Genomic DNA, 25,230 nt, shown 5'->3' on the forward strand with positions numbered 1-25,230 from the left:
CAAGACGGCGCAACGACGCCAGCGGCGCTCTGTGGGCCACAACCCACCAAATCAGAAGAAGCCGAGTTTGTTTTCTGAGTAGCTCACCAGCAGGTTCTTGGTCTGCTGGTAGTGGTCGAGCATCATCTTGTGCGTCTCGCGCCCGATGCCCGACTCCTTGTAGCCGCCGAACGCCGCGTGCGCGGGATAGGCGTGGTAGCAGTTGGTCCATACGCGGCCGGCCTTGATGGCGCGCCCCATGCGGTAGGCCACGTTGCCGTTGCGGCTCCACACGCCGGCGCCCAGGCCGTACAGCGTGTCGTTGGCGATGGCCAGCGCCTCGGCCTCGTCCTTGAAGGTGGTCACGGCCAGCACGGGGCCGAAGATTTCTTCCTGGAAGATGCGCATCTTGTTGTGGCCCTTGAACAGCGTGGGCTGCACGTAGTAGCCGCCTTCCAGGTCACCGCCCAGGTGCGCCTGGCCGCCGCCGGCCAGCACTTCGGCGCCTTCCTGCTTGCCCAGGTCGAGGTACGACAGGATCTTGGTGAGCTGCTCTTTGCTGGCCTGCGCGCCCATCATGCTGTCGGTGTCGAGCGGGTTCTGGTGCTTGATGGCGGCTACGCGCTTCAAGACACGTTCCATGAACTTGTCGTAGATGGATTCCTGGATCAGCGCACGCGACGGGCAGGTGCAGACTTCGCCCTGGTTGAAGGCAAACAGCACCAGGCCTTCGACGGCCTTGTCCAGGAAGGCGTCGTCCTTGTCCATGATGTCGGCAAAGAACACATTGGGGCTCTTGCCACCCAGCTCCAGCGTGGCGGGGATGAGGTTGTTGGCGGCGGCCTGCGCGATCACGCGGCCGGTGCTGGTCGATCCTGTGAAGGCGATCTTGGCAATGCGCTTGCTGGTGGCCAGAGGCATACCCGCCTCGCGGCCGAAGCCGTTGACGATGTTGAGCACGCCGGGCGGCAGCAGGTCGGCGATCAACTCGGCCAGGATCAGGATGGAGATGGGCGTGGACTCTGCAGGCTTGAGCACCACGCAGTTGCCCGCACCAATCGCAGGCGCCAGCTTCCAGGCGGCCATCAGGATCGGGAAGTTCCACGGAATGATCTGGCCCACCACACCGAGCGGCTCCTGGATGTGGTACGCCACGGTGTTCTCGTCGATGTTGGACAGCGCGCCTTCCTGCGCCCGCACGCAGCCCGCGAAGTAGCGGAAATGGTCCACGGTGAGCGGGATGTCGGCGTTCAGCGTTTCGCGGATCGCCTTGCCGTTGTCCACGGTTTCGGCATAGGCCAGCAGCTCCAGGTTCTGCTCGATGCGGTCGGCAATCTTGAGCAGGATGTTGCCGCGCGTGGCCGCGTCGGTCTTGCCCCAGGCGTCGGCGGCGGCGTGGGCGGCGTCCAGCGCCAGTTCGATGTCTTCGGCGGTAGAGCGGGCGGCCTGGGTGTAGACCTTGCCGTTCACGGGCGAGATGACGTCGAAATACTGGCCCTTGGCCGGGGCCACGAACCGGCCGCCGATGAAGTTGTTGTACTGGGGCTTGTAGGCGATCTTGGCGCCAGCGGCGCCGGGGGCTGCGTAAACGGTCATGTTGTCTTGTCTCCGGTGGATTTGTGGACATCTGCTCGGCACCTCGCGCCGCCAGATGCAGGACATGACTCAAAACCCGTGCCAACCTGCTCCATCTGCCAAGTGCTTGATTTTTATGGCTTTGTTTGCGCGTCCGCAAGAAGGTGCGGCCCATCGGGCGTCAAGGTGTCCGCTCCAGAACGCGACACCTGTCACGAAATGGAACAGTTGAAGCAGCCCCGCGGCCATCGCTATTGCCCTGGCCTCTGGCCACCGCCATACTGGCTTTCAAACAGGGCGCGTTCATGACGCCCGGGCAGGAGACAAACACCATGCGATCCACTTCCACATCTGTGGCACTGCGGCAGGCCCGCCAGCACCTGCTGGAATCAGGCCAATGCCCCAGCGGGCTTGTGGACGAGCGCCTGGCGCGGTCGTGGCAGCGCAGCATGGACAGCGGCCTGCGGCCGACCGGGCGGCTGGGCAGCCCCGACAACCTGGAACAGCAAGCCCTGCGGCAGCTGCGCGGCCACCACCAGGAGTTGCTGGCGCATTCGCGCCCCGTCATGGAGTACCTGTTCGAGCAGGTGCGCGACAGCCAGAGCGTGGTGGTGCTGGCCAGCCCCTGCGGAACGCTGGTGGACACCTGTGGCGACGCCTACTTCCTGGGCAAGGCCGAACGGGTGGCCCTGACCAGTGGCGCCTCGTGGCACGAAAAGCAGCGCGGCACCAACGCCATCGGCACCGCGCTGGCCGAAATGGCGCCCGTGGAAGTGCATGGCGCGGAGCATTTCCTGGAGCGCAACGGTTTCCTGACCTGCGCGGCGGCCCCCATCCTGTCTGCCACGGGGCAGCTGCTGGGCATTCTGGACATCTCCAGCGAGCACAGCCGGGGCAACCCGCACACGCTGGGGCTGGTGAGCACCGCCGCCCACATGATCGAAAACCGGCTGCTCGTGTCCGCAAGCCAGCGCCACATCCGCCTGCACCTGCACCCCCACCCGGAGGGCATTGGCACCGTGGCCGAAGGCATCGCGCTGGTGTCGGAAGACGGCTGGGTGGTCGGCGGCAACCGCAGCGCGCTGGCGCTGCTGCGCCTTTCCATCGCGCAGCTGGGCTGCGTCTCGCTGGACCAGATCCTCCATCCAGGCCTAGAGGATCTGTTGTCCCGCCACCAGCGCCGCCCCGACGCGCCGCTTTCCCTGCGCAGGCACGATGGCTCCCAGCTCTTCGGGCAACTGGTGCCCGACAAGCGCACCGTGCGCCCCCTCGCCCCCGCCGCGCCCTCCAGCGCTCCCCCGGATGCCCTGGCGCGCCTGGACACCGGCGATGCGCGCTGGCGCATGGCGGCAGCCAAGACACGGCGCATCCTCGACAAGCCCATTCCCCTGCTGCTGCAGGGCGAATCGGGCGTGGGCAAGGAATGGTTCGCGCGGGGCGCGCACCAGAGCGGACCGCGCCGCGACGGCCCCTTCATCGCCATCAACTGCGCGGCCATGCCGGAGGCGCTGATCGAGTCGGAGCTGTTCGGCTACGCACCCGGCACGTTCACCGGCGGGCGCCGCGAAGGACGCCTGGGCCTGCTGCGCGAGGCCCAGGGCGGCACGCTGTTCCTCGACGAGATCGGCGACATGCCGGCGGCCCTGCAGACGCGGTTGCTCCGGGTGCTGCAGGAGCGGCAGGTGGTCCCCTTGGGCAGCGGCCACCCGGTGGCCGTGGACTTCGCCCTCATCTGCGCCTCCAACCGCAAGCTGCGCGAGGAGGCGGAGCAGGGGCGCTTTCGCGCCGACCTGTACTACCGGATCAATGGCCTCGCGGTCGAGCTTCCACCCTTGCGTGAACGCACCGATTTCGAAGCGCTGAGCGCGAGGATGCTGGAGGACATCGAGCCCTCCCGCGCCCTGCGGCTGGCGCCGTCGCTGATGGCGATGCTGGAACAGTACCCCTGGCCCGGCAATCTGCGGCAATGCGCCAGCGTGCTGCGGACCACCTGCGCGATGCTGGAGCCGCACGAGGAGGTGCTCGAATGGCACCACCTGCCGGACGACTTCCAGGACGAACTCCGGCGGGCCGACCGGTTCTGCGCGCCAAAGGAAGCCCCGCACCCGCCGCAGAACCTGGACGAACTGTCTCAATCCGCCATTCAGCAGGCCCTGGAGAGCTGCCGTGGCAACGTGAGCCACGCGGCACGCACCCTGGGCATCAGCCGCCAGACGCTCTACCGCAAGCTGGCAATGCGCAGGGAGAGGCTCGCCCACCCGCCCGGGTGACCAGGCCCCTGCCGCGCCACGGCGCTGGCGCTGCCGACATCCGCTCGGGGATCGCGGGCCTTACGGTTGCCGGTCTCCCTTGGCGTATTCCTTGAGCGCATCGATGGCCTCTTCGCGCGTGGCCCAGGAGGCATCGCGGACCGGCACATTGTGTCCGTCTATCAGAAGGCTCTGCACCGTGTAGCGCCCCTGCGGCGTCCTGCAGAGCACCGCGGAGTAGGAGCTTGCATCCGCCGTGCCAAAAACGTTCTCTTCCTCGAGTTCACCGGGCATGGAAACCTCCTCATCCGTTCGCCACGTTGGACCTTTGATTGTCGGCAGCGGAGTCCGCCAACAGTGTAGGCCAATGGCCCCTTGCGCCTTCTTCGGAGGCCGCGGCGCGCCGCTTTCCTACAGACATCGAAGGGCCGCCGCGAAACGATCGAATCCAACGGCCCCGCGGCGCATCCCGCGCTGCGCGATGCCCCGTTAGAAAGTGCGTACATGGCTACCAGCAACCGGGTGCTCTGGAAGGGCGCCATCTCCTTCGGCCTTGTCCATATTCCCGTGGGCCTGCACACCGCCACCACGGAGCAAGGCATTGACTTCGATTGGCTGGACAAGCGGTCGATGGACCCCGTGGGCTACAAGCGGATCAACAAGCGCACCGGCAAGGAAATCGACAAGGCCCACATCGTCAAGGGCGTCGAGTACGAGAACGGGCAGTACGTTGTTCTTTCCCCGGAGGAAATCGAAGGCGCCTTCCCGCGCACCACCCAGACCATCGAGATCGAGCGCTTTGTGAACGCCCAGGAAATCCCGTTCGTCTACTTGGAGCGCCCGTACTACGTGAGCCCCATCAACAAGGGGCACAAGGTGTATGCCCTGCTGCGCGAAGCCCTCGCCAGGACCGGGAAGATCGCGCTGGCAAAGGTCGTGATCCAGACCAAGCAGCACCTGGCGCTGCTGGCGCCCTCGGGACCCGCGCTCGTCCTCAACCTGCTCAGATGGGGCGACGAGGTCAAGGGTTTCGAGGGACTGGATCTCCCCGCCCTGGGCGCCACCGCCATCAAGCCCAGCGAGATGAAGATGGCGACGCAGCTCATCGCCGAAATGACCGGCCACTGGAAGCCGGAAGATTTCAAGGACGAATTCCGCCAGCAGGTCATGGACCTGGTGGCCGCCAAGGTCCAGCAGGGCGATACCCGCACGGTCACGCAGCCCGCGCAGGCCGCCACGGGCAGCGCGGAAATCATCGACCTCACGGAGCTGCTGCAGCGCAGCCTCAAGCCCGGAAACCGCCACCCTGCCGCCAGGCCGGCGGCCAAGGAGGGCGGCACGGCGCCGCGCAAAACCGCGCGCAAGCGTGCCGCGGCCAAGACGCCTTCCGCGCAGCGCAAGAAGGCGGCCTGATGAAGCGCGCGGACACGGCACACGCACCACAGGCCCCGGCGACGCGATCGCCCCGCGCCAGGAAACGCGCCAGATCGCCACAGCCCGGACCGCGCATCTCCCACGGCGAGCGCGTGATCGATCCGTCCACGGGGTTCACCAAGATGGACATGGTGCGGTACTACGCCAAGGTCGGCCCCTTGATGCTGCAGCACCTAAAAGGACGGCCCGTGGCCCTGGTGAGGGCCCCCGGGGGCGTGCCGGGAGAACTCTTCTTTCAAAAGCACCAGGAGGCCGAGGCGCTGCCCGGCATGCGGAGCCTGGACCCGGCGCTGGACGAGGGGCATGCGCCCTTGCTGGAAGTGGTCTCCCCACAGGGCTTGCGCAGTGGGTCGCAGATGAACGTCGTTGAATACCACACCTGGAACGCGCTGAAAGACAGGATGGAGCGCCCCGACCGGATGACCTTCGACCTGGACCCGGGCGAAGGCGTGGCATGGGCGGATGTGCGTGAAGGCACGCGGCTGCTGCGCGTGCTGCTGCAGGGACTGGGGCTTCCCGCCTTTTTGAAAACCAGTGGGGGCAAGGGCCTTCACGTGGTGGTTCCGCTCAAGCGCCTGCGCGACTGGGACACGGTCAAGGATTTTTCCAGGGCCATCGTGCTGCACCTGGCCGAGACGATCCCGCAGCGCTTCGTGGCCAAGAGCGGTCCGCGCAACCGGGTGGGCAGGATCTTTGTGGACTACCTGCGCAACGGCCGCGGTGCGACGACCGTGAGCGCATGGTCGGCACGCGCACGGCCGGGAATGGGCGTTTCCGTGCCCGTCGGTTGGGAAGAACTGGATGCGTTGACCAGCGCCGCGCACTGGAACGTCCGGAACATCGACGCAAGGCTTGGCGTGGGCAATGGCCCCTGGCAGGCCTACGAAGAGGCCGCGGTGAGTTTGACACCCGCGATGAAAGCGCTCGGATTCCGGCCCGGCTGACGCGTGCCCGCGCTCCCGGCGCCGGCACGGGGCCCGCACAGGATCAGTCGGGCACGGCGGCCGGGCTCAGGCCAGCATCAAGGCCGGGCCGGGCTGGCCCGAGGCTTCCAGCTGCAGCGCGGAACTGGACAGCTTGAACGTCGCGACCGTTTCGACCAGCCTTCGGGACTGGATGCTCAGGCTGGAGGCGGCCGCGGACATTTCCTCCACGAGCGCCGCATTTTGCTGGGTGGCCTGGTCCATCTGATTGACGGCCACGTTGACCTGGCTCACGCCCTGGCTCTGCTCGGTTCCGGCCGCGCTGATCTGCGCCACCGTCTCGGTCACCCGCTCGATGGAGGAAACCACTTCCTTCATCGTCTGCCCCGCGGCGCCTACCAGCACGGTCCCGGCCTCCACACGCTCCACGCTGGTGGCGATGAGGGCCTTGATCTCCTTGGCCGCCGCCGCGGAGCGTGCCGCCAGGCTGCGCACTTCCGAGGCCACGACCGCGAATCCACGCCCCTGCTCGCCAGCCCGGGCGGCCTCCACGGCGGCATTGAGGGCGAGGATATTGGTCTGGAAGGCGATGCCGTCGATGACGCCGATGATTTCGGAGATCTTCTTGGAGCTTTCGTTGATGCCGCTCATGGTGTCCACCACCCTGGACACGACGTCGCCCCCCTGCTTCGCGACCGTGGAGGCGCTCTGCGCGAGCACGTTCGCCTGCAGCGCATTCTGCGCATTCGTCTGCACGGTGGAATTGAGTTCCTCCATGGCCGCCGCCGTCTCCTCCAGGGCGCTCGCCTGGTGCTCCGTCCTGGTGGACAGGTCGCCATTGCCAGTGGATATCTGCGCACTGGCCGCCGCCACGGTCTCCGAGCCGCTGCGGACCTGGCTGACGATCCGGGTCAGCGAGTCCTGCATCACGGCCAGCGCCGCGAGCAGGGGACTGAATTCATCACGCGAGCCGTCCGTGACCGGGGTGGTCAGGTCGCCGTCCCTCACGCGATTGGCCACGGCCTGCGACGCGGCCACCCTGCGCCGCAAGGTGGCGCCGATGTGCCAGGAGAACAGCAGCAGCCCGATCGCCACCGCCGCCACGGCACTGACCAGCGCGCGAAGGGTCAGCTTCACGTCCCGTTCGATCTCGGCGAGGCTGGCTTTCAGCAGCCCGGCCTGGTGCTCCTTTTCCTTGGCGAGGACGGCAAGCACCGCATTGCGCGTGGGGATCGTGGAGGCCACCAGATAGTCAAACGCCGGCTCCTTCTTTCCATCCTTGATCAACTGAAGGTTCTGCTCGGCCACGTTCCAGAACGCCTGCAGCCCTTTGGACAGCTCGGCGTTCAGGGCCCTCTCGGCGGCGGTGTCCGCGGCCTGCACGAAGCTGGCGAGGTCCGTGTCGATCAAGCGCTTCTTGTCGGCGATGTCCGCCAGCGTGGCCGCCAGCTCTTGCGGCGTGCGCACCAGCATCGCATGGCGCATCTGGAGCGAAGACCGCGTGACATTCAGCTCCATCGCGCTGGCCTGGAGCTGGCGCGGCACCTCTTTGCCGGCCACGAGTTCTGTCTGGCGCGTGACCTCCCCCAGGTAGAGCCAGGCCAGGAGCACGATCCCCGCGAGCCCCGCGATCAAGAGGAAGGAAATGGCATGAAGGCGTCTGGCGATGCTCATGGTCTTATCTCTTTGAATGGCCCCGGCCTGACCGGCGCACTGAAATGACTGAAAGCAACTGCAGCAATGGCGACAATTTGCAACCGGACTGCGGTACGGCGGATTGAACGCGCTTATGGGACAAGGGTCAAGAGGATCCGCCCGCGGGAGCCAGCGATGGACCGGGCGGTTGTCGGGCTATGCTGGAGACATGGACAAGCGCAAGACCTTGGTGATCGTCTATCACTCCATGACGGATGGCTCGCGCCAGATGGCCGAGGCTGCGCGCGAGGGCGCAGCCTCCGATGCGGCGGTCGCGGTGCGGCTGCTGCACGCCGCGCAGGCGGGGCCCGCGGACGTGCTGGCCGCGGACGGGCTGATTTTCGCCACGCCCGAGAACCTGGCAGCCATCAGCGGTCAGCTCAAGGATTTCTTCGACCGCAGCTATTACGCCGTGCTCGACCACGTCAACGGCCGGCCCTATGCCAGCCTGGTCTGCGCGGGCAGCGACGGACACAGCGCGGCAAGGCAAATAGAGCGCATCGCCACCGGCTGGCGCCTGCGGTCCATCGGGGATCCCCTCATCGTTTGCACCCATGCCCAGACCCCTGAGGCCATCCTCGCCGTCAAGCACATCGGCGATGAGGATCTGCTGCGCTGCCGCACCCTGGGCGAAGCGATGGCTGCAGGGCTGGCGCTGGGGGTGTTCTAGAAGAACGAACGGAGCCCACCTTCCCGGAACAATCGGGTTTAATGACGCTTTGCACGAGACCGCAAATGACCCCCCTCCTGATCGTGGCTGTGTTGGCATCCTCGGCGGCCGCGGCCGAGGCGCCCTCATGGCTCACCGTGGTGGGAGACCCCGCCAATGCCTTCGTGGACACGCTGGAGGTGGATGCCACCAGCGCCATCGCATTTGAATCCATGCGCCTCGTCAAGCTCAGGGTGAACCGCGCCAGGCCACGCACGGGCTTTGATGACCAGCCCTACCACTCCTACTACTCCACGGCCGTGGTGGACTGTACCGGGCTGAAGGCGTGGCACCGCTCCATCGCCCTGTTCAGCAAGCCGCTGTGGCACGGAAAGATGCGCCTGGTGGAGTATGCCGAGAGCGACGGCCGCAACCTGGCCTTCGCGGAGATGGAGCCCAACCCCAGGGACCGACTGATCAAGGCCGCCTGCGCCATCGCGCTGCAGAGCCCCTGAAACCCTGGAGCTTTCTGCCGCGCCACTCTCCGCCCGGCCGTGCCAATTTGCTCGCCTCCTCATTGGCTGGCGGCTGGCAGCCCCGCCGAATTCTGCCGGCGTGGCCCGGGCGCATCAGCGCCGCATGCACAAGGCCGTCTGGCCCGGCCTGCCGAAATCCGCCGGGCGCTTTCCGGTCTCTGACCCGGTCCTTTGGCGGGCTCCTACACCGGCCGCTGCCGCAGGATTCGATGATGGGGGTGTTTTCACTCCGGCGGCGGCAGGAACACTCTTCAGCTCCTCCCGCCTGCGCAACCAGGATGCGTGCACAGTGCGTGACCCCATTGCTACCACCACGGCCCCGATCGCCGCAATGCCGCCGACCGGCATCAAAGGCACTTCCCACCGGGTTGGCCCCCCTGGGAAACCCGCCGGTTGTAGGCGGACCGTGATGGCGGCCACCGCTGCATTCGGCAAGGCCGAAATCCAGGCGGCCGCGTTGAAGCCGAGCGCCACCGCGCTGGTGCTTGTCGATTTCATCAATCCGATGCGGTTTCCCGGCGCGAACGCCTTGCTGCGCGGCGCCCTGGAGGCGGCGCATGCCACGGCGCGGCTCAAGCGCCGGCTCTCGGCCCAGGGGGCGGTGGCCATCTATGCCAACGACAACTATGGGATCTGGAGGTCTGACTTCAAGGATCTGGTGAAGGCGTGCCAGGCCTTGCCTGGTGCGCGGGGCGAGATCGCCACCCTTCTGGCGCCGGGCGATGGCGACCTGACGGTCCTGAAACCCCTGCATTCCGCTTTTCACTCGACGCCGCTGGACCATCTGCTCAGGCAGATGCAAACGCAGCAATTGATCGTTGTCGGCCTGGCGGCGGACATGTGCGTGCACCTGACGGCGATGGATGCCTACATGCGGGGGTTCAAGGTATGGGTGCCCGCCAACTGCACGGCGGCCGAGCACGAACCGCACAAGCAGGCCGCGCTGCGCCAGATGTCGCGGGTTCTCAAATGCTCCATCCGCAAGGCATGACGTTCTTCGCGGCCGTGCTCGCCCTGATCAGCCACGAGGGCCACCAGAACACCACCTGTAGGACGCGCCCAGCCGGCAAGCCGGCATTCCTCTGACGCCCGCTTCGCGGGCCGCTCGGATAGTCTAGCGATCAACCGCGCACCGGAAGGATGTCGATGCCGGTCGGTTTCACGGGTGCAGATCGAGACGGGTAAGCCTATGGACGTTTTTCAGCTGGGCGGTGCGTGGTGGGAGATGCCATTGCGGGCCGCCATCATCTATGCGGTGCTTCTCCTGCTGGTACGGATTTCAGGCAAGCGGACGGTGGGCCAGTTCACCCCCTTCGATCTTCTGGTGGTGATGCTGCTAAGCGAGTCGGTGTCCGCAGGTCTGAACGGTGACGAGAAGTCCGTCACGGCAGGACTGTTTTCCGCAACGACGCTGATTGCGCTGAATGTCGCCGTCGCGGTCATCACCTCCCGCAGCGAACGGGTTCAGCAGTGGGTGGAAGGCCGTCCGGTCCTGATCGGCAGCAACGGGGAAATCTTCACGGATGTGCTGCGCAAGCACCATGTACCGCTTTGCGACGCGCAGCGTGCGCTGCGTGAAGCGGACTGCGACCCGAAAGACATGCAATTTGCGTTTCTTGAAGCAGACGGGCACATCAGCATCCTGCAGAAATCCGGGAAGAATGCGTGAGGCAACCGCACCGGCGGGAGCTACCCACGCACCTTGCATGCCGCAGAGATCATTCCCTTGTAAGGCTCTCCCGGCACATCCTTGAACAGCACGGGGGCCTTGCCTTCGGCGTACTCCTCGCGGCCCACGGCGTCGCCCTTCCAGGCCGGCAGCCCATAGTAGGTGAGCCACACATACCACGCCGTTCGGGAAGGGCAATGGACCACCACCCTGGCATAGTACGAGCGGTACTTCTGCCCCTTGAAGGAAGTCCGGATCCTGTCTCTTGAAACGCGCAGATCGAGTACCACGCGGTGGTCCAGGCCCACGGGCTCGGGGCGCACCTCGATCAGGTTCTTTTCACCCTCCTGGCGGTCGCCATGCAACGTGAACCAGACGTCCTCGGCCTGCGCCGGAGACGACATGGCGGCTATGCACAGGAAAGTGGCGCAGATCATTGGGAGAACCCCGCTCTGGGACAAGGCCGTGTGGGAGGGTGGCAGGCAAGAGGCCCCCGCGCGCCCTCAATGGCGCCAATGCGGCCTCGGCAGCAGTTTATCGGTGCTTGCCGCCACGTGGAGACCACCCACAAAAAAAGGCCCCGATGGGGCCCGTTGTACTGCCTTGCGCTGCGGTGAAAACACTTCCCATGGCAGCGGCACCCGCGAAGTGCCGCCACCATGGAAAGGCCCGCAACTGCGTCAATTCAATTACATGGCGCTGAATTCGCCGTGAGGGATCTGGCCGGTGCGCACGGCTTCGGCTGCCTGGGCGCGCACGGCGCTGCGGTCGGCCGTGGATTGGTAGGTCACCACGCGGGAGCCTGCTGGCTCCATGTTGTGGGTGCGAGCTTCGACAACGGCTTCCGCCTTCACTTCGGCACGGGTGCGGTTCGTATCGAACTGCAGGGCGAACTGCGAGGAGTCGGCTTCGTCGGCGTGGGCGCCAAAAGAGGCGAAAGCGGCAACAGCGGCGATGGAGAGGAAACGGGCGGTGGTGTTCATGATAGAAATCCTTAAAGAAAAGCGTCTCAAAAAAAGCCGGAACAAAGCGCGAAGAGCCATGCTCACGACTGCTTCAAACCGGGTTCGGTGAGTCGCCTTGCGGGTTCGGCTCATCGATGGGCTGAACTGTACGCCGGTGGCGTGCACAGAAAAACCATCTGGTCGCGAACTAACCGTTCCAGTATCGGAAACAATCTCCGGGAACCAAATCCAAGGCCGGGTTTCCGGCCGCACCGGTGAAGGCTACCCAGCCTCGGCGTCCTTCGCCGCGTGCGCCACCAAGTCAAGCGGCCCGCAGCTGGCTCTTGCGCTCGATGATCCGCGACACCAGTCCGTACTCGACCGCTTCCTCGGCCGACAGCCACCGGTCCCGCTCGATGTCCGCCAGCACCACGTCCAGCGGCTTGCCAGTTTCCCGCGCGATCGTGCGCGCGATGCGCTCCCGGGCCTTGACGATCTCGCGGGCCTGGATGGCGATGTCGCTGGCCGGCCCGCCGGAGCCGCCGCTGGGCTGGTGGATCAGAAAGCGTGTGTTGGGCAGGCAGTAGCGCCGCTCGCGTGGGGCCGCCAGGTACAGATGGGTGGCCGCGCTGCCGACCCAGCCAGTGCCGATCATGTTCACCGGTGCTGCGATGAAGCGCACCATGTCGTGGATGGCGTCGCCCGATTCCAGGTGTCCGCCGGGCGAGCTCACCAGCACGTCGATGGGTTCGGCGCTGTCGGCGTCCAATGCGATAAGCCGGCGCGCCACGTCGGCGGCCACCAGGTCGGTGACGGTGCCGAAGATCAACAGGGTGCGCGACTTGAACGCCTTTTCCTCCAGATAGGAAGTGCGCGGCTCGGTGGCGCTGGGCGTCGTGGCGGTGTCTGGGGTGTTCATGGGCGGGATTCCTCGGGGTGGTGGAACTGCCTTGACGAACGAAGCGCGGATTTCGTGACACGCGGGCCCCGGCACGGCTGTGGCAAGATTTGCAGATGCATGACGAACGCCAGCCGGCCCTGATCGACGCTGACCGCCGCCGCCTGGTGCGCGCGGCCTCCCGCCTGCTGGGCCCCTCGGATGCCGAGGATGCCGTGCAGGACGCCTATGTCCGCGCGCTGGAGGCCGACGCGCTGGAACTCAACGCGGCCCAGGCCTGGCTGCTCACCGTGGTGCGCAATCTGGCCGTCGACCGCCTGCGCCGGCGCCACTGGATGCAGCAATGGCTGGCGCGAGCTGTCGCCAGCCACCCCGTGCATGCGTCGCCATCGGCCGAGATGGATGCGGCGCTGGCGGAGGATGCCTCCCGCGCGCTGCGCCTGCTCGCCGCCCACCTGGCGCCAGCGGACGGGGCCGTGGTGCTGCTGCACGAAGTGTTCGAGCTCGGCCATGCCGAGATCGCCCAGGCCAGTGGCCGGTCCGAAACCGCCAGCCGGCAACAGCTGCGGCGGGCACTGTTGCGGCTGCGGCGCGCGGGCAGCGGGTTGGAGCCTCGGCCATCGCCCGAACGCGAATCGAGCGAAGAGGTGGTTTTCCGCATGTTCCTGCAATCGCTCCGGCTGCGTGATCCGCAAATACTGTGGGCGATGCTCGGCCAGCCGCCAGTCAGTGCGTCTGCGCGGGCATGCGTGGCCGCCGCCGAAGCCGTCTCCGCGCCAGCCGCGACCTCCTGTGGCGTGGTGCAGATGGGCGGGCGGCTTGGCCTGGTGCTCACGCTGGACGGCGTCAGGCTCTGTGTGCTGCCGCTGGGCGTGCGGACTGAGCACGAGCCGGAAACCGTGGCGCTCTAGCGGCCGCCGCCTCCAGGCCCGCGCGCACGATGGCCAGGTTCAGGGCCACAGGCGGCACCTGGCCCGGGTAGCCCGTGACATCCGCGCTATCTGGCAAGAAGCATGGGGCCTTTGGCCGCCAAAGGGGTGCACCTTGCGTACACTGGGCCCATGACCGCCACCTTCCCTCGAACCGCCGCCGCCCTGACCGCACCGCTTCGCGCGGCGGCATGCGCCTGCGCGGCGGCAAGGAAGGCGCACCGTCAGCCAGCGCCAGCACATTCCTGAGCCCGGCGGCACCTTTTTCCCCTTTCAGCGCAGACATCCACCGCCGGGCACCCGCCTTGCGCGGTAGCGGCCGCCTTTTGCCCACAGGGCAACGGCCGGACTCGATGGAGTGCTTTTCATGCATACAGCGGATCACGGCGGGCGCACGCTCACCGAACCTGACTTCCCTCGCCGGTCGCGGCTGAGAATCGCGCAGCTTCCCGCATTCCTTGCGGACCTGCCCCACACCGCAGAGATCTTCCGCTCCCGCGCCCTGCATGCCGAGGTGGCCGCCACACATGGCGAAACGCGCGCAGCCACGGCCGCGAGCGTCCGCCACCCGCCCGAGGCCTGGGGCGACTACGCCAGGTAGCCCCGCGGCAAGCAGCCACCGCGGCCCGCGGCGCGCCAGATGCACGTCCCCTCGCCGATCTCCATGCCCGCCCTGGTCTCGCCGCGCATTGGCGCCGCCGGCCGGCGCCGCTCTTTCAGAAAGCAGTTTTCCCCATGATCCCTCGCTCCATCCTTGCCGTCACCGATTTCTCCCAGCAGGGAGGCCACGCACTGGCCCGGGCTGCGCTGTGCTGCGCCGAGCACGGTGCGACGCTGAAAATCTCCTACCTTGCCGACCCCGGCGAGGAGCCGCCTTCGGACACGGACGTGCGGCTGGCACATCACGCCGTGCAGCTGGGGCAGCGCCACGACATCGCGGTGCAGGCGGCAACACAGGCCGCAGGCGATGCCGAACAGGTCGCACGCTGGGCGGCTGGCGCCGATCTGGTCGTGTGGGGCACGGCACCCGTGCGAGGCCTGCGCGCCTGGTTCACCACCCATCCGGCCCTCAGGATGCTGCGCGCTTGCCCACGCCCCGTCATCGTCGTGCGCAATCCGGCCCACCAGCCGTACCAGGGTCTGATGGTGGCCGTGGACTTCTCGCGGATGTCTCACGGCCTGGTCGACCTGGGCCTTGCGCTCCATCCCTCGGCACGGGTCGAGCTCTTTCACGCCATCAGCACCGCCGACGAAGGAAAGCTGCGGTATGCCGAAGTGTCGGAGCGCGCCATCCAGCTCTACCGCGAACAGTGCCGGCGCTCCGCGCAGGACAGGATGGTCACATTGACGGATTCGCATGATGCACGGCGCAATCGGCTGTCGTCCTCCATCGGGCGGGGAGACCCCGTTCGCCAGATTCTGGTGCTGCAGCAACACAGCGCGGCGGACCTTGTCGTCGTCGGCAAACACCCGGCGTCGATGGTGTCCGACCTCCTGTTCGAGAGCGTTGCACAACGCCTGCTCCGGGAGGCACGCGTGGACGTGCTGGTGGTGCCACACGGCTTTCGACCCGCGTCCCGCACCTCTGCCGTGGAGCGGCTCGCGCCCGACCTTCCCGTGCGCCGCGTCAGGGCGGGCGCCCCACTGCGGCCGCACGCACCCGGCGCGTCGCCTCGACGCCAGAGCCCCTGACACGCCCGCCCAGAGGCGGGTCTCCACCAGGCAAGGAATGCTGTGGCCGGTCACCTGAGACGGCGGGGACGCAAGGGGCGCCCCCCGCCCCGGACGATGCACGGTGGATGAACACCCACAGTTCGCTCCAGGGCGAACCGTGCTCTCGCGCCAGCGGGCAGCATCGGTGGTCCTGCGGTCTTCACCGCGCCCACCACTCTTGTCCGCATGCCTTCCACCCGCCGCCCCGTCTTCTATGGCGACACCGTAGTCCGCGCAGCCTTCGTCATTGCACTGCTGGGATGGGGCGCAGGCTTCTATGGCCCGCCAGTCTTCCTGCACGCGGTCATGGCGCGCACCGGCTGGTCCCTGTCCCTGGTGTCTGCTGCGGTCACCTTTCACTTCCTGGTGGGTGCAGGGGTCGTGATCTGCCTGCCAGGATGGCATCGCCGTTTCGGCATTCCCGCGGCGACACAGGGAGGCGCCGTCGTGCTCGCGCTCGGAGTCGCTGGATGGGCCGCCGCGGCACAGCCCTGGCAGCTTTTTGTCGCGGCGGCATTGACCGGCGGTGGCTGGGTTCCCCTGGGGGCAGCAGGCATCAACGCGATCATCTCGCCCTGGTTCGTGGCGCGGCGGCCTCTCGCGCTGGGCAGGGCATACAACGGCGCGAGCGTGGGGGGCATGGTGTTCTCCCCCCTGTGGGCGGCCATGATCGAACGCTACGGATTCCCCGTGGCAGCGCTTTGCGTGGGCACCGTGCTGGTGGGGATGGTCGCGCTCATCGCGCACACGGTGCTGCCGAAGTCACCCTCCACACAATCGCAGGTGGCGGATGGAGCCGACGGCAGCGATACGGAAGCAGGCGCGCCCCCTCCAGCACGGGACGGCACTCTTCGATGGTCGGACCGGGGCTTCCTGACCTTGGCGGCGGCCATGTCGCTGGGATTGTTTGCCCAGATCGGACTGATTGCCCAGCTCTTCTCGCTCATGGTGCCGGGGTTGGGAAGGCAGCAGGCCGGCGCCATCATGGCGTTGGCCACGGGGTGCGGAATGGGCGGGCGCCTGGTGATGGCCCGCGTGGTGGGGCCACGGGCCAACCGCAGGCTTGCCGCGGCATGCAGCTACGGCGTGCAGGCCGTGGGGACTGCGCTGATGCTGCTTGCGGGCGCGCACCATGCAGGCATCCTGGTTCTGGGCATCATTCTGTTCGGCCTGGGCATCGGGAATGCGACCTCGATGCCACCGCTCATCGCGCAATCAGAATTCGCCCCCCCGGAGGTACCACGGGTCGTTGCGCGCTGCGTGGCGGTGGCCCAGGCCCTCTACGCGTTCGCCCCCATGGTTTTTGCGGCGGTGCTCAGCCACGGGGCAGCGGGTGCCCCGCTGCTGGGCACCAACACCGGGCCTTTTTTTGCCATGGTGCTCTTGCTCCAGGTTCTTGCCGCCGCCTGTGTCCTGGCGGGTGGGACGGCCGCGGCGCGCCGCAGGTGAAAGCGTGGCGTCGGACTCCGGTTCATTCCGGCTTGCGGCATACCGGCCCTGGCGCGGCGGCCATCATGCAAGCTTGCCCATCCGGCGTTCCGTGCGCAGGCGGAAGGACTCGGAAAACTCGTAGGAGGACACAGGGCGGCTGAACAGGTAGCCCTGCCCTTCCTGGCAGCCGCAATCCTTCAGGTAATCGCGCTGCATTTCGGTCTCCACGCCTTCCGCCACGGTTTCAAGATCGAAGCTCCGGGCCATGTCCAGAATGGCGCGGACCACCGCCGTATCCCGCTCAGACTCGGGCGTGCTCTGGACGAAGGAACGGTCGATTTTCAAACGCGTCACCGGGTACTTCTTGAGGAGGCTGAGCGACGCATAACCGGTGCCAAAGTCGTCAAAGGCGATGCCGACGCCCATGCCCTTGATTTTCTCCAGCACGCCCAGCACCAGATCATCGTCATCGAGAACGATGTTCTCGGTCACTTCCAGCTCCAGGGCATGCGGGGGCAAGCCATGCCTCTGCAAGGTGGCAGCCACCTCCGCCGCCATGTCGTTCACCCGGAACTGGGCGCCAAACAGGTTCACGCCGATGCGGAAATCGATGGCGCCGCAGCGGCGCCAATGCGCTGCCTGCGCACAGGCTTCGTCGAGCACCCAGAAGCCCACCACCGATGCCAGGGGCCCGTTTTCCAGCGCGGGCAGGAATGCAGCGGGCGAGAGCAACCCGCGTTGTGGGTGCTGCCAGCGAATCAGGGCCTCCGCACCGCGCAGGGAGCCATCGCTGAGCCTGATCTGGGGCTGATAGAACAGCACGAACTCGCCCTCGCTGACGGCGCGGTGCAGCTCGATGCTGTACAGCCTCCGGGCCGTCGCCTCCATGCGCAGAGTCGCGGCATACGCGAAGACCTGCCCTCGCCCATAGCTCTTGGCCTTGAACAGGGCGAGGTCCGCGTTGCTGAAAAGCTCCAGTGCTTCCTGCGCATCGCCCGGCGCCGCGGCCAGTCCGCAGCTCGCGGTGATGCGGATTTCGTGCACGTTCACGCTGATGGGCTCGGCAAGGCTGTCGACGATGCTCCGGGCCGCCGCCATCGATTCCCGATGGCTGGTGCAGCCGGGGATGAGAACCGCGAATTCATCGCCGCCGGTGCGCGCCACGGTGGCCAGCGAAGGCACGCACTCGACCAGGCGCTGGGCCGCTTCGCGCAAGACACCGTCGCCCACGCCATGTCCCAGGGTGTCGTTCACGTCCTTGAAGCCGTCGATGTCGACAAGCAGCAGGCATGCCCCGGCGGATCCCGCCAGTGCTTCTTCCATGCGCCGGTACAAGCTCGCGCGGTTGGCCAATCCCGTGAGGAGGTCGGTCGTGGACAGCCGCCGGAGCTCCGCGGACTGCCCTGGGTGGCTCGACAGGTCCTGCAGATGGGCGTGGAAGGTCAGCTTGCCTTTGTCGCGCCAGCAAAAAAGCGCCACGCCCAGCGGGAATTCCGAGCCGTCCTTGCGCACCCCGGCCAGGCCGTCGGGAACCACCAGCCCGTCCGCCGTGCCGGCGGCGGCGGCCTGCGCAATGAGGCTTCCCACCGCGGCGCGGTGGCGCTCCGCCAGGAAATCCACGACCAGGCGGCCCGGACCGTCCGCCGGAACATGGCCGAAGATGGACGCGGCGGCCTTGTTCCATGCCATGACACGCAAGCTCTCATCGAACCAGACCACCGCCGTGGGCGAGGTTCGCGCATCGTCCTCGAAGGGCCGCCGGGCGCGTTCGGTGGAGTGTTCCAGCCTGCGCAATTCCAGACGGTCGCAGGCCATCTGCGCGAGATCCGCGAGCCGCGCACGGTCGTCGTCCGAGAAGTCGAAATGGGGAACACTGTCGATCACGCACAGCGCGCCCAGCGCCAGCCCGCCAGGGGAGTACAGCGGCACTCCCGCATAGAACCGCACGCCGGCGAATCCGGTGACCAGCGGGTTGTCATAGAAACGCGCATCCCGGCTCGCGTCCGGCACCACCATGACCTCATTCCTGGCGATGGCGTGCGCACAGAACGATACGTCCCGCCGCATGTCCACGCGCTGGCCTTCGAACCCTGTGCTGGCCGCGAAGAACACATGGTCGTCGCCAATGAGGTTCACGGCCGCAACGGGCATGCCGAAGATCCTGGCCGCGATCTGGACGACCGAGTCAAGGCTTGGCAAAGGGCGATCACCATCAAGTCCGTAGTCGGAAAGCGCCTGAAGGCGGGCTGCTTCCGACTCGAGAATGGGGGGACACTTCAATGCAACATCCTCCAAAAAGACGCCGCCCGCCGCTACGCGCAACGGTGCTTGCCAGTGGCTTGCCGGCGGGAACGGCACCTCAATATCGTCAAATCTCCACCTGGCCGCAAGTTTTTTTGGCACCCCGGGTCCTGCGGGCCAAGGGTTGCGAGCACCGCGCAGGGATGGGGCTTTCGCCGCGGCCTGCGGGCGGGCCTAGGACACGAACCGCTTGAGCGCCTCTTCAAACGCGGGCACGTCCGCCCCCACATGCGTGGTGTTGTACTCGGCCTTGTGCATCACCAGGCCCGGCAGGCTCTGCGAGGCCATCTGATTGAAGAGGGGGATGCTGACCAGCGGGTGATTGCCGCCGCTCGCACCCGCCAGGAACAGCGTTGTGGGCAGGGGTTTGCCGTCGATCTGCTTTTCAAACGCCAGCACGCCGGCGGGGCTGGTGTGCTCGCCCACGCTGCATTCGGTCGAAAGGTAGTGTGAAAAGCTGGGCGCCACGCCTGCGCGGGCCTCCAGTATGAGTGCCGCCACCACAAAGTAGCCCCCATGGGACAAGCCTGAGAGGGCCCTGCGCCTGGGGTCGGCGCGGTACTGGCGCTCCACGGCGGGCACCAGTTCCTTCACGATGAAGTCGAGGTACCTGGCCGCACCGGGCATGAGGAAGTCGATGCCCCGCCATGCAGTGCCCCCAATGCCCACCAGGATGGCCTGCGTACCCAGCCGCTGCATCACCGCCTTGAACGTGTCAAAGCGCGAGATATTGGGCCCTCCGTACTGCGCATCGCCCTCGGTCGCATAGATGACGGGCAGCGTGGTTGTGCCCGTGGCATAGGCCTGCGGCAAAAAGACCTGGATGGGGTACGTGCTGCCATTGAAGGCCGACTTCATGGTCGAGTTGATCACCTGTCCCACCTCTGGCGGCGCCTCGCCGTCGCCCGAGCCTCCACCGCATGCCGCCAACGTGGCCGCGACCGCAATGAGCGCCGCGCGGCGCGTCTGCTGGAATTCTGTGTGCACGTTCTGTCTCCTCCTGTCGGGGCATTGTGACATCCGGGTTCGCGGCGCGCAGGGGCTCTACCGGAGGCGGAATGATTGTTCTCAATACTGGAACAGTTAGTTCGCGACCAAGTGGTTTTTCTTTGGATACCCCAGGCGTACAGTTCAACCCATCGATGAGCCGAACCCGCAAGGCGACTCACCGAACCCGGTTCAGAAATGGTTTTTGTCCCGGCTTTTTTGAGACGCTTTTTTAACTTCAAGGATTTTCATCATGAACACGACCGCACGTTTCCTCTCCATCGCCGCTGTGGCTGCTTTCGCTTCTTTCGGTGCCCAGGCCGATGAAGCCGATGCTTCGCAGTTCGCCACCAAGTTCGAGACCAACCGCACCCGCGCCGAAGTGCAAGCCGAAGCCGCCACCGTGGCACAGACCCGCTCCATCGAACCCGCTGGTTCGCGTGTGGTGACCTACAAGTCCACCGCCGACCGCGCCGCAGTGCGTGCCCAGGCTGCCGAAGCCGTGCGCACCGGCCAGATCCCTTCGGGCGAATTCAGCGCCATGTAATGGGCAGACCAACTGCTTGAGTTGGATTGAAGCAGTTGCGGGACTTCCCATGGTGGCGGCACTTTGCATTTGCGGGTGCTGCTGCCATGGGGAGTGTTAACTGAACCGCAGGGGCGGGCAGGCAGATCGGGCTCCCTTTGGGAGCCCTTTTTGTTGGCACCAGGAGAAAGCGCGAGATGACGAAGGCCACGCGTTTTTCCCGGCATGGGGGAGACCCTGGAGATCCAGCGCTGGGGCGGCGGCCTTGCAAGCCACCACCGCCGGCTTAAACTGCCTGCCTCGCACAGCCGCCATCCGTTGCCGTCAATCCCATGCAGCAAACGCCCGACCTTCCCCAGCGCCTGCGAATTTCCTCTCGCGACTACACGGGGCGCGACAAGGCCGAGGCGCTGCGCGAGCTGTTTGGCCGCGCGCTGATGCGCGTGGACCTGTGGCCCTGCGAAGGTGCCGCCCCGCTGGACTTCACCGTCACCCTGATGCCCCTCGGGGCAGGGGCCGCCTATGCGCACAGCGCGCACACGCCTGCGCATTTCGAACACAAGCCCGCGCACCTGGGGGCCGGGGCGGACGACCTCTTGCTCACCACCACCCAGGACGGCTGCGCCATCCGCACCACAGGCGGCGACCTGGAGATACCGGCGGGTGGCTTCGTCCTGCACTCGAAGGCCCGCGCGCACGAGTTCATCCATCTCTGGGGCGGGCAGACCTCCAGCCTCCAGCTGCCCCGGGCCGCCCTGGCGCAGCAGGTGGCGCGGCTCGAAGAAGCACCGCTGCGGCTGCTGCGTTCCGACATGCCCGAGCCCGCCCTGGCCATGGGTTATGCGCAACTGCTGGCCGGCAGCCCCGCGCTCTCCGAACCGCTGCTGCAATCGGCCCGCTCGCACTTGCAGGAGCTGATGGCCAGCATGCTCACGCCTGCAGGGCAAGGCACGCAGCCTCCCGGGAGCGACGCGGTGGACGTGCCGCGCCTGGCGCTCATCCAGCGCGACATCCTGGCGCGCATCGCCCAGCCCGAACTGAGCCTGGCGCAGATCGCCCGCCTGCACCACCTCACGCCACGCCAGGTGCAGCGCCTGTTCGCGCGCGAGGGCACCTGCTTTTCGGACTTCGTGCGCGGCGCCCGGCTGGAGCGCGTGCGCGCCGCGCTGGCCGACCCCGGCCAGCGCCACCGCCGCGTGCTGCAGATCGTGCTGGACAACGGCTTCGACGACTTCTCCGCCTTCAGCCGGGCCTTCCGGCGGCGCTTCGGCATGACGCCCACCGACGTGCGCGCAACGGCCTGACACGGCGTGCGCCACGGGCGCGCACATGTCGTTTTGAACAAGGCGATTGTCGTTGCCGGCAACGACGCGGCGCGGCGCATTCCCAAGAATCGCCGGCATGACCGCTTTCATACCTGCCCGGCTCCTCGCCACCCTCGCCCTGCTCGCCGCCACCAGCGCGCAGGCCGCCATTCCTCCATCGCAGCGCCAGTACCTGATGGACTTCTACTTCGCCACCAATGGCCCCAATTGGCTCAACAACAGTGGCTGGGGCGGTGTGCCGGGCACCGAGTGCAACTGGGCGGGCATCGCCTGCGACGCGGGCGAGACCACGGTCACGGGCATGACATTCGTCTCCAACGCCATGTCCAGCACCCCACCCGGCACGCCGCTGCCTGACTGGGCGGCGCTGCCGGACCTCACGTCCATCAGCCTCACCGGCGGCGGCCTGACCGGCCCCGTGCCGCCCATCGCGGGGCTGACCCAGCTGGCGTTCTTCAACGTGGGAAACAACCAGTTCACGGGCCCGCTGCCCGACCCCTCGGGCCTGCAGCACCTCACGCGCTACATCACCGCGATGAATGCCTTCACCGGCCCGCTGCCACCGCTCACCGGCCTGCCCGCCCTGGAATGGTTCCTCGTGCGCGACAACCAGCTCACCGGCGCCATCCCGCCGCTCGCCGGCATGCCTGCGCTGCAAATCCTGTCCGTGCAGAAGAACCAGCTCACCGGGCCCATCCCCGCACTGCCTCCCGGCCTGCAGGTCCTGGTGGTGGACCAGAACCTGCTCACCGGCCCCCTGCCCACGGCGCCCAACTCGCTGCTCACGGGCCAGTCCATCCTGTGCCCCAATCCACTCCCCCCGTCGGCCAGCACCGACTGGGACGCCGCCACCGGAGAGACACCCTGGCACGCGCAGTGCAACGGCGCGCCCCCGGGGCCGGCCACCCCCGTGCCCACGCTGGGCCAATGGGCGCTGGCGCTGCTGTCGCTGGCCGCCGCCACGCTGGGCCTGCGGGCATTGCGGCGCAGGCAGGTTTGAGGCTTTTTGGCCTCCAGCGCTTTCCACACAAGCGCAAGCAGCTATAAAAATTGAAGCACCACCGCTGGCGCCGCGGGCCATCACACCCGCCCGCCATCCAGCCCGAGGAACCTCCATGCGCCATCTCCGCAACCACCGCAGCAGGCTCGCCACCGCCTTCCTGGCCTGCGCCATCGGCCTCCCGGGCGCCGCCCAGGCCGCGCCCTTCGCCACGACCTACACCGGGACCATCTCGATCACCGACTTCCCCGAGATCATCAGCGGCCAGAGCTACAGCGTCACCTTCGTGTTCGACAACGGCGGCAACTCCGCCTCCAACCAGGCATGGACCGGGGCGCACCTGAGGTGCACCTTCTGGCGCATGAACGACGCGCGCAACGTGGGCTTCGTGCAGGACCTTGCCATCTCCGCGCCCACGCTGGCCTTGGGCAGCGCCACTACCGATGGCGCCGGCGTGCTGACCGGCATGTTCACCGAGATCAATGGCGACCCGGCGGGCGCATCGTTCAGCAGCACGGGCATCACGCACACCGTGCCGGCGCACTGGTTCGCCAACGGCATCAACAACGTGTTCTCCGATGCCGCCCAGAACCGCAGCGTGCACGACGCTTCGGGGGGCGTGCAGACGCAGCAGCTTTCACGCTGGAGCCCGCCACAGCCCTTCAGCAGCCCCTGCACGCCGGCCCTTCTGGCGCCCAGCGCCACGCCGGTGCCCGCGCTGGGCAGCACGGGGTGGGTGCTGCTGTCCGCGTTGCTGGCGGGCCTGGGAGTGGTGCGCCGCCGCAGGGCATGAGGCGCGGCAGAAGGCCCCGCATGCCGGGTCTTAGTGGGGAGAGCCCCCGAAGCATCCTGGCGACAGGCGCCCTGGCCCTCACCGGGCCAGGTAGAAATCCATGGGGATGAGCTCGATGGCCCATCCGCCCTCTTCGCCCAGCGTGGCCGCCGGGTGCATGGAGGCGATGCGCAGCGCCTCCTCACGGCTGTCCGCCTCGATGATGAAGAGGCCGCCGACCACTTCCTTCGACTCCGTGTACGGCCCGTCACTGACGTGCGTCTTGCCGCCGAGCGGGCGAAGCGTTGCCCAGTTGTCCAGGTCGCCAAGCGACGCGGACACCAGGACCTTGCCGGTAGCGCGCATCTTCTCGTCCAGCGGGGGGCACTGGCGCACCAGCGCCTGGACGTCGTCCGGCGCCATCGCGGCGAATTTTTCGGGGGTGAAGTAGGCGAGGCCGAGGTATTTCATACGGAGGTGCTTTGAGGGTGGTGATGCACTGACGACGAAGCTGACGGTCGCAAATCGACCATGTGCTGAAAAAAATGTGCGGGATCCCATAATGCCCCCTTCCCGACTTGCATTCCCCCTCACCCCATGAATTCGCGGCCATCCTCCCCAGCCCTCACGGCCGCATCCCGGCAGCGGTTGTGGCAGGAGCTGGACATGCTCTGCGGCCTGGGCCTCGGCCTCGCGCCCGTGGCCCCCGAGGTGTGCGCCGTGCTGCGCATGCTGGTGGGTGCCGATGCGGCGGCCCTGTTCTGGATGGACGGGCAGGGCCTGCCGGAAGGCTTCCACCACGAGGATTCCCCTGCATCGGCGCAAGACCTGTTCCTCAACGAGTTCCAGCAACTGTTCGTGGGCCCCCACGAAACCAATGTGCTCGCCCTCGCCCGGCCCGATGGTCCGCGCGTCGGCAGGCTGATGGCGCCGGATGCCCGCTATTTCCGCTCCAACTCCTACAACCTCCTCGTGCGCGCCAGCGGCCACCACCACACGCTGGACCTGCGGGTGGAAGCGCAAGGCCGCACCCGTGCCATTGCCGCGCTGTTCCGCGCCCCAGGCAAGGGCTTCGGCGACGCAGAGGCCGCGCTGCTGGAGCGCGCATCGGCCAGCCTCGCGCGGGCCTTCCCGCACACGCCCCCTGCCCGCCCCTGGGACACCGGCCTGAACAGCCCGGTGGGCCATGTGCTGTTCGACGCGGCCAACCAGCAGCCGCAGCTCGCCGACACCACCGCCATCCAGTTGCTGCGGCAAGCCAATCTTCTCGGGCTGGGCGTGCACGGCACGGCGGCAACGGCGGTACTGCACGATCTCCCCCGGCGCCTGGGCAAGCCCCCGCAGGGCGCCGAGCGCATTCCCATGCCGGGTGGCTGGCTGGCGGCCGACGCCCATACCCTGCACCCCGTGGCGGGCGGGGCACAACAACTCTTGGTCACCCTGCAGCTGCTGCGCCCGCGCGGCATCGGCGTGGTGCGCCGCGTGTTCGAACTGCCGCTGAGCCCGCTGCAGCGCGAAATTGCCCTGCTGGCCGGCCTGGGCCATGCACGCACGGACTGCACCGAGCGCACGGGCGTGGGCAGCGCCGCGCTGAAGAAGCACTTGCGCACCATTTTTGCAGCCACCGGCACCAGCGGCTGGGACGACCTGGGCCACACCCTGCGCACCTGACTCCACGCCCCCCGGGGCGGCACA

The 25,230-nt window shown here is 67.3% G+C and carries 24 protein-coding genes and 1 pseudogene; 16 read left to right on the forward strand and 9 right to left on the reverse strand.

Going from position 1 to position 25,230, the window contains the following annotated elements:
- Positions 1-51: 51 nt before the first annotated feature.
- A complete protein-coding gene (gene exaC / locus AC07PV_RS17295) occupies positions 52-1,575 on the reverse strand; it encodes an acetaldehyde dehydrogenase ExaC (RefSeq protein ID WP_494630875.1) in 1,524 nt (507 codons plus the stop codon).
- Positions 1,576-1,886: 311 nt separating this feature from the next.
- On the opposite strand from exaC, the gene AC07PV_RS17300 reads away from it, so the two are divergent.
- Entirely contained in the window at positions 1,887-3,824 is a 1,938-nt protein-coding gene (locus AC07PV_RS17300) for a sigma-54-dependent Fis family transcriptional regulator (protein ID WP_494630877.1), read from the forward strand.
- Between the two features lie 60 nt (positions 3,825-3,884).
- Here the strand turns inward: AC07PV_RS17300 and AC07PV_RS17305 are convergent, their stop codons facing one another.
- Positions 3,885-4,097, reverse strand: a complete 213-nt coding sequence (locus tag AC07PV_RS17305; RefSeq protein ID WP_369643377.1) for a hypothetical protein — start codon at positions 4,095-4,097, stop codon at positions 3,885-3,887.
- A 210-nt stretch (positions 4,098-4,307) separates the two neighbouring features.
- On the opposite strand from AC07PV_RS17305, the gene ku reads away from it, so the two are divergent.
- Both ku and ligD read left to right on the forward strand, forming a co-directional pair.
- Entirely contained in the window at positions 4,308-5,216 is a 909-nt protein-coding gene (ku, locus tag AC07PV_RS17310; protein ID WP_494630878.1) for a non-homologous end joining protein Ku, read from the forward strand.
- A gap of 14 nt (positions 5,217-5,230) precedes the next feature.
- Positions 5,231-6,181: pseudogene (gene ligD, locus AC07PV_RS17315) on the forward strand (non-homologous end-joining DNA ligase); the annotation flags it as partial.
- A 66-nt stretch (positions 6,182-6,247) separates the two neighbouring features.
- Here the strand turns inward: ligD and AC07PV_RS17320 are convergent.
- The gene (locus AC07PV_RS17320; protein ID WP_494630879.1) at positions 6,248-7,834 is read right to left on the reverse strand and encodes a methyl-accepting chemotaxis protein; all 1,587 of its coding nucleotides are present in this window, start codon (positions 7,832-7,834) and stop codon (positions 6,248-6,250) included.
- A 190-nt stretch (positions 7,835-8,024) separates the two neighbouring features.
- Between AC07PV_RS17320 and AC07PV_RS17325 the strand changes: the two genes are divergently transcribed.
- The 4 genes from AC07PV_RS17325 to AC07PV_RS17340 all read left to right on the forward strand — a co-directional run bounded on the left by AC07PV_RS17325 (position 8,025) and on the right by AC07PV_RS17340 (position 10,709).
- Entirely contained in the window at positions 8,025-8,525 is a 501-nt protein-coding gene (locus AC07PV_RS17325) for a flavodoxin family protein (protein ID WP_494630881.1), read from the forward strand.
- Positions 8,526-8,590: 65 nt separating this feature from the next.
- Positions 8,591-9,019 carry a surface-adhesin E family protein gene (locus AC07PV_RS17330; RefSeq protein ID WP_218296150.1) on the forward strand — a complete coding sequence of 143 codons (429 nt, stop codon included), beginning with the start codon at positions 8,591-8,593 and terminating at the stop codon, positions 9,017-9,019.
- Positions 9,020-9,449: 430 nt separating this feature from the next.
- On the forward strand, positions 9,450-10,031 hold the full coding sequence (locus AC07PV_RS17335) for a cysteine hydrolase family protein (protein ID WP_494630882.1): 582 nt from the start codon (positions 9,450-9,452) through the stop codon (positions 10,029-10,031).
- 198 nt (positions 10,032-10,229) lie between these two features.
- Complete coding sequence (locus AC07PV_RS17340) at positions 10,230-10,709, forward strand: DUF421 domain-containing protein (RefSeq protein WP_494630883.1); 480 nt, start codon at positions 10,230-10,232, stop codon at positions 10,707-10,709.
- A 20-nt stretch (positions 10,710-10,729) separates the two neighbouring features.
- On the opposite strand, the gene AC07PV_RS17345 is transcribed toward AC07PV_RS17340, so the two are convergent.
- The 3 genes from AC07PV_RS17345 to AC07PV_RS17355 form a co-directional block, all read right to left on the reverse strand.
- Positions 10,730-11,113 carry a surface-adhesin E family protein gene (locus tag AC07PV_RS17345; protein WP_494630884.1) on the reverse strand — a complete coding sequence of 128 codons (384 nt, stop codon included), beginning with the start codon at positions 11,111-11,113 and terminating at the stop codon, positions 10,730-10,732.
- 285 nt (positions 11,114-11,398) lie between these two features.
- Positions 11,399-11,692, reverse strand: a complete 294-nt coding sequence (locus tag AC07PV_RS17350; RefSeq protein WP_218296153.1) for a DUF4148 domain-containing protein — start codon at positions 11,690-11,692, stop codon at positions 11,399-11,401.
- A 283-nt stretch (positions 11,693-11,975) separates the two neighbouring features.
- A complete protein-coding gene (locus AC07PV_RS17355) occupies positions 11,976-12,572 on the reverse strand; it encodes an ATP-dependent Clp protease proteolytic subunit (protein ID WP_218296154.1) in 597 nt (198 codons plus the stop codon).
- Between the two features lie 95 nt (positions 12,573-12,667).
- Between AC07PV_RS17355 and AC07PV_RS17360 the strand changes: the two genes are divergently transcribed.
- The 4 genes from AC07PV_RS17360 to AC07PV_RS17375 all read left to right on the forward strand — a co-directional run bounded on the left by AC07PV_RS17360 (position 12,668) and on the right by AC07PV_RS17375 (position 16,642).
- Positions 12,668-13,462 carry a sigma-70 family RNA polymerase sigma factor gene (locus AC07PV_RS17360; RefSeq protein WP_494630885.1) on the forward strand — a complete coding sequence of 265 codons (795 nt, stop codon included), beginning with the start codon at positions 12,668-12,670 and terminating at the stop codon, positions 13,460-13,462.
- 385 nt (positions 13,463-13,847) lie between these two features.
- A complete protein-coding gene (locus AC07PV_RS17365) occupies positions 13,848-14,081 on the forward strand; it encodes a hypothetical protein (RefSeq protein ID WP_494630886.1) in 234 nt (77 codons plus the stop codon).
- A 134-nt stretch (positions 14,082-14,215) separates the two neighbouring features.
- Positions 14,216-15,172, forward strand: a complete 957-nt coding sequence (locus AC07PV_RS17370) for a universal stress protein (protein ID WP_494630887.1) — start codon at positions 14,216-14,218, stop codon at positions 15,170-15,172.
- 207 nt (positions 15,173-15,379) lie between these two features.
- Positions 15,380-16,642 (forward strand): MFS transporter, encoded by a 1,263-nt coding sequence (locus AC07PV_RS17375; RefSeq protein ID WP_494630889.1) that lies wholly within the window; start codon positions 15,380-15,382, stop codon positions 16,640-16,642.
- Between the two features lie 63 nt (positions 16,643-16,705).
- On the opposite strand, the gene AC07PV_RS17380 is transcribed toward AC07PV_RS17375, so the two are convergent.
- Positions 16,706-18,823 carry a putative bifunctional diguanylate cyclase/phosphodiesterase gene (locus tag AC07PV_RS17380; RefSeq protein WP_494630890.1) on the reverse strand — a complete coding sequence of 706 codons (2,118 nt, stop codon included), beginning with the start codon at positions 18,821-18,823 and terminating at the stop codon, positions 16,706-16,708.
- Positions 18,824-19,099: 276 nt separating this feature from the next.
- Positions 19,100-19,912, reverse strand: a complete 813-nt coding sequence (locus tag AC07PV_RS17385; RefSeq protein ID WP_218339765.1) for an alpha/beta hydrolase — start codon at positions 19,910-19,912, stop codon at positions 19,100-19,102.
- A gap of 253 nt (positions 19,913-20,165) precedes the next feature.
- On the opposite strand from AC07PV_RS17385, the gene AC07PV_RS17390 reads away from it, so the two are divergent.
- From AC07PV_RS17390 to AC07PV_RS17405, 4 genes are all read left to right on the forward strand, one after another.
- A complete protein-coding gene (locus AC07PV_RS17390) occupies positions 20,166-20,459 on the forward strand; it encodes a DUF4148 domain-containing protein (protein WP_369641186.1) in 294 nt (97 codons plus the stop codon).
- A 311-nt stretch (positions 20,460-20,770) separates the two neighbouring features.
- Entirely contained in the window at positions 20,771-21,742 is a 972-nt protein-coding gene (locus AC07PV_RS17395) for an AraC family transcriptional regulator (protein WP_369643389.1), read from the forward strand.
- A 97-nt stretch (positions 21,743-21,839) separates the two neighbouring features.
- The gene (locus AC07PV_RS17400) at positions 21,840-22,763 is read left to right on the forward strand and encodes a leucine-rich repeat domain-containing protein (protein ID WP_494630891.1); all 924 of its coding nucleotides are present in this window, start codon (positions 21,840-21,842) and stop codon (positions 22,761-22,763) included.
- 115 nt (positions 22,764-22,878) lie between these two features.
- Positions 22,879-23,556: a hypothetical protein gene (locus AC07PV_RS17405; protein ID WP_494630892.1), complete on the forward strand. Its 678-nt coding sequence runs from the start codon at positions 22,879-22,881 to the stop codon at positions 23,554-23,556.
- Between the two features lie 78 nt (positions 23,557-23,634).
- Here the strand turns inward: AC07PV_RS17405 and AC07PV_RS17410 are convergent, their stop codons facing one another.
- The gene (locus AC07PV_RS17410; protein WP_218296165.1) at positions 23,635-24,006 is read right to left on the reverse strand and encodes a YciI family protein; all 372 of its coding nucleotides are present in this window, start codon (positions 24,004-24,006) and stop codon (positions 23,635-23,637) included.
- A gap of 126 nt (positions 24,007-24,132) precedes the next feature.
- Between AC07PV_RS17410 and AC07PV_RS17415 the strand changes: the two genes are divergently transcribed.
- The gene (locus tag AC07PV_RS17415) at positions 24,133-25,206 is read left to right on the forward strand and encodes a hypothetical protein (protein ID WP_218339769.1); all 1,074 of its coding nucleotides are present in this window, start codon (positions 24,133-24,135) and stop codon (positions 25,204-25,206) included.
- The last annotated feature ends 24 nt before the right edge of the window (positions 25,207-25,230 follow it).

It is taken from the genome of Acidovorax sp. GW821-FHT09A11 (genome assembly GCF_059418365.1).

What these genes read in the sequence shown, in the direction of transcription:
- exaC (WP_494630875.1), bottom strand. Translation starts at nt 1,575, where the DNA reads ATGACCGTTTACGCAGCCCCCGGCGCCGCTGGCGCCAAGATCGCCTAC.
- AC07PV_RS17300 (WP_494630877.1), top strand. Translation starts at nt 1,887, where the DNA reads ATGCGATCCACTTCCACATCTGTGGCACTGCGGCAGGCCCGCCAGCAC.
- AC07PV_RS17305 (WP_369643377.1), bottom strand. Translation starts at nt 4,097, where the DNA reads ATGCCCGGTGAACTCGAGGAAGAGAACGTTTTTGGCACGGCGGATGCA.
- ku (WP_494630878.1), top strand. Translation starts at nt 4,308, where the DNA reads ATGGCTACCAGCAACCGGGTGCTCTGGAAGGGCGCCATCTCCTTCGGC.
- AC07PV_RS17320 (WP_494630879.1), bottom strand. Translation starts at nt 7,834, where the DNA reads ATGAGCATCGCCAGACGCCTTCATGCCATTTCCTTCCTCTTGATCGCG.
- AC07PV_RS17325 (WP_494630881.1), top strand. Translation starts at nt 8,025, where the DNA reads ATGGACAAGCGCAAGACCTTGGTGATCGTCTATCACTCCATGACGGAT.
- AC07PV_RS17330 (WP_218296150.1), top strand. Translation starts at nt 8,591, where the DNA reads ATGACCCCCCTCCTGATCGTGGCTGTGTTGGCATCCTCGGCGGCCGCG.
- AC07PV_RS17335 (WP_494630882.1), top strand. Translation starts at nt 9,450, where the DNA reads ATGGCGGCCACCGCTGCATTCGGCAAGGCCGAAATCCAGGCGGCCGCG.
- AC07PV_RS17340 (WP_494630883.1), top strand. Translation starts at nt 10,230, where the DNA reads ATGGACGTTTTTCAGCTGGGCGGTGCGTGGTGGGAGATGCCATTGCGG.
- AC07PV_RS17345 (WP_494630884.1), bottom strand. Translation starts at nt 11,113, where the DNA reads ATGTCGTCTCCGGCGCAGGCCGAGGACGTCTGGTTCACGTTGCATGGC.
- AC07PV_RS17350 (WP_218296153.1), bottom strand. Translation starts at nt 11,692, where the DNA reads ATGAACACCACCGCCCGTTTCCTCTCCATCGCCGCTGTTGCCGCTTTC.
- AC07PV_RS17355 (WP_218296154.1), bottom strand. Translation starts at nt 12,572, where the DNA reads ATGAACACCCCAGACACCGCCACGACGCCCAGCGCCACCGAGCCGCGC.
- AC07PV_RS17360 (WP_494630885.1), top strand. Translation starts at nt 12,668, where the DNA reads ATGCATGACGAACGCCAGCCGGCCCTGATCGACGCTGACCGCCGCCGC.
- AC07PV_RS17365 (WP_494630886.1), top strand. Translation starts at nt 13,848, where the DNA reads ATGCATACAGCGGATCACGGCGGGCGCACGCTCACCGAACCTGACTTC.
- AC07PV_RS17370 (WP_494630887.1), top strand. Translation starts at nt 14,216, where the DNA reads ATGATCCCTCGCTCCATCCTTGCCGTCACCGATTTCTCCCAGCAGGGA.
- AC07PV_RS17375 (WP_494630889.1), top strand. Translation starts at nt 15,380, where the DNA reads ATGCCTTCCACCCGCCGCCCCGTCTTCTATGGCGACACCGTAGTCCGC.
- AC07PV_RS17390 (WP_369641186.1), top strand. Translation starts at nt 20,166, where the DNA reads ATGAACACGACCGCACGTTTCCTCTCCATCGCCGCTGTGGCTGCTTTC.
- AC07PV_RS17395 (WP_369643389.1), top strand. Translation starts at nt 20,771, where the DNA reads ATGCAGCAAACGCCCGACCTTCCCCAGCGCCTGCGAATTTCCTCTCGC.
- AC07PV_RS17400 (WP_494630891.1), top strand. Translation starts at nt 21,840, where the DNA reads ATGACCGCTTTCATACCTGCCCGGCTCCTCGCCACCCTCGCCCTGCTC.
- AC07PV_RS17405 (WP_494630892.1), top strand. Translation starts at nt 22,879, where the DNA reads ATGCGCCATCTCCGCAACCACCGCAGCAGGCTCGCCACCGCCTTCCTG.
- AC07PV_RS17410 (WP_218296165.1), bottom strand. Translation starts at nt 24,006, where the DNA reads ATGAAATACCTCGGCCTCGCCTACTTCACCCCCGAAAAATTCGCCGCG.
- AC07PV_RS17415 (WP_218339769.1), top strand. Translation starts at nt 24,133, where the DNA reads ATGAATTCGCGGCCATCCTCCCCAGCCCTCACGGCCGCATCCCGGCAG.